At 74.0% G+C, this 2,083-nt stretch carries 2 protein-coding genes; one reads left to right on the top strand and one right to left on the bottom strand.

Annotation, left to right across the window (positions count from 1 at the left end; translation table 11 throughout):
• The coding region (locus C1I95_RS33565) for a DEAD/DEAH box helicase (protein WP_146605943.1) at positions 1 to 1,300 on the bottom strand (1,300 nt) is incomplete at its 3' end.
• Between the two features lie 86 nt (positions 1,301 to 1,386).
• Between C1I95_RS33565 and C1I95_RS33560 the strand changes: the two genes are divergently transcribed.
• Positions 1,387 to 2,083: HAD family hydrolase (locus tag C1I95_RS33560; protein ID WP_438941364.1), on the top strand; the 697-nt coding region annotated here is incomplete at its 3' end.

Below are 2,083 nucleotides of genomic sequence, written 5' to 3'. Positions count from 1 at the left end.
GGGTGTACTCCCCCGGCGTCAGGTCGACGTGCGCCTCGCCGTTGTACTTGACCAGACGCTCCAGCACCACGCAGCGGGCCGGCATGTTGATCCCCAGGGCCAGCGTCTCGGTGGCGAAGACCGCCTTGACCAGCCCGCGGACGAACAGCTCCTCGACGACCTCCTTGAACGCCGGCAGCATCCCGGCGTGGTGGGCGGCCAGCCCGCGCTCCAGGCCGTCGAGCCACTCCCAGTAGCCCAGCACCGACAGGTCCTCACCGGGGATGGCGGTCACCCGGGACTCCACCACCCGGCGGATCTCCGCCCGTTCCTCGGGCGAGGTCAGCCGCAGCCCGGCCGCCAGGCACTGCTGCACCGCCGCGTCGCAGCCGGCCCGGCTGAAGATGAACAGGATCGCCGGCAGCAGCCCCTCGCGGTCCAGCCGGTCGACGATGTCCGGCCGCAGCGGCCCACGCCAGCGCGGCCCCCGCCGCCCGGCGCCCGGCCCGGCGGAGCGCCCCTCGCCCAGGTCGAGGCGGCGGACCGTGTCCCGGGTGTAGCGCAGCAGCTCCGGGTGCACGTCGTGCTTACGCGCGGCGTCGGCGTCGTGGAACAGGTCGAACATCCGCTTGCCGACCAGCATGTGCTGCCACAGCGGCACCGGCCGGTGCTCGCTGACCACCACCGTCGTCTCGCCGCGCACCGTGATCAGCCAGTCGGCGAACTCCTCGGCGTTGGACACCGTCGCCGACAGCGACACCAGGGTGACCGAGGCGGGCAGGTGGATGATGACCTCCTCCCACACCCCGCCCCGGAACCGGTCGGCGAGGTAGTGCACCTCGTCCATCACCACGTACGCCAGGCCCTCGAGGGTGGCCGAGCCGGCGTAGAGCATGTTGCGCAGCACCTCGGTGGTCATCACCACCACCGGGGCGTCGCCGTTGATCGCGTTGTCGCCGGTGAGCAGCCCCACCTGGTCGGCGCCGTAGCGGTCGACCAGGTCGTGGTACTTCTGGTTGGACAGCGCCTTGATCGGGGTGGTGTAGAAGCACTTGCGCCGGGCGCCGTCGGCCGGCGCCGGCTCCCCGGGCGTGCCACGCAGCGCCAGGTGTACGGCGAACTCGCCGACCACCGTCTTGCCGGCCCCGGTCGGCGCGCACACCAGCACGCCGCTGCCCCGCTCCAGGGCCTGGCACGACTCCCGCTGGAAATCGTCGAGGTCGAACCCGAGGTCGGAGGCGAACTCTTCCAGCGCCGGGAACTGAGAGGCCTGCGCGGCCCGGCGGCGCGCCGCGGCGTACCGCTCGGCGGGGCTCGACATGTCCCCAAGATTAGTGCGTGCCTCCGGCGGGCACCCGGCAAGGCCGTCCGGCAAGGCGGTCGGAGTGGGTCGGTAGGGTGCACCACGTGCCGGATCATGCCGAACCGACCGACGCCGTACGCGACACCCACGACGCCGCCCGGCCGGGCCCGTCCCGCCGGCCCGTGAAGGCGGTGCTGCTCGACTTCCACGGCACGCTCGCGCAGGTGGAGGAGCCCCGCGCATGGGTGCTGGCCGCCGCGGCGGCGTGCGGCGTGCAGTTGGACCCGGTCCGGGCCACCGCGCTGGCCGACCGGCTGCTCACCGCCGGCCGGGCCGGTGGGCCGCTGCCCGCCCGGGTGCCGCCTCGGCTGGCGGAGCTGTGGGCCGACCGCGACCTGTACCCGTACGCCCACCGGGGCGCCTACACCGGGCTCGCCGAGACGGTCGACGCGGGCATCGACGGCCTCGCCGAGGCGCTCTACGAGCGCCTGCTGGTGCCGGAGGGCTGGGTACCCTACCCGGACACCGCACCCATCCTCGCCGCGCTGCGCGGGGCCGGGGTACGGGTGGCCGTGGTCAGCAACATCGGCTTCGACCTCCGGCCGATCTTCGACGCCTGGGGCCTCACCGACCTGGTCGACGCCTTCGTCCTGTCGTACGAGGTGGGCCGCTGCAAGCCCGACCCGGCGATCTTCTGGCGCGCCTGCGGCATGCTCGGCGTCGACCCGGAGGAGGCCCTGATGGTCGGCGACACCCCCGCCGACGCGGGCGCGGTCAACGCCGGCTGCGCCGCGCTGGTCC

Origin of the sequence: Micromonospora craterilacus (genome assembly GCF_003236315.1) — a bacterium.
GTDB lineage: Bacteria > Actinomycetota > Actinomycetes > Mycobacteriales > Micromonosporaceae > Micromonospora > Micromonospora craterilacus.
The sequence above is the reverse complement of the archived record's forward strand: the minus strand, read 5'-3'. Positions and strand labels throughout refer to the sequence as shown.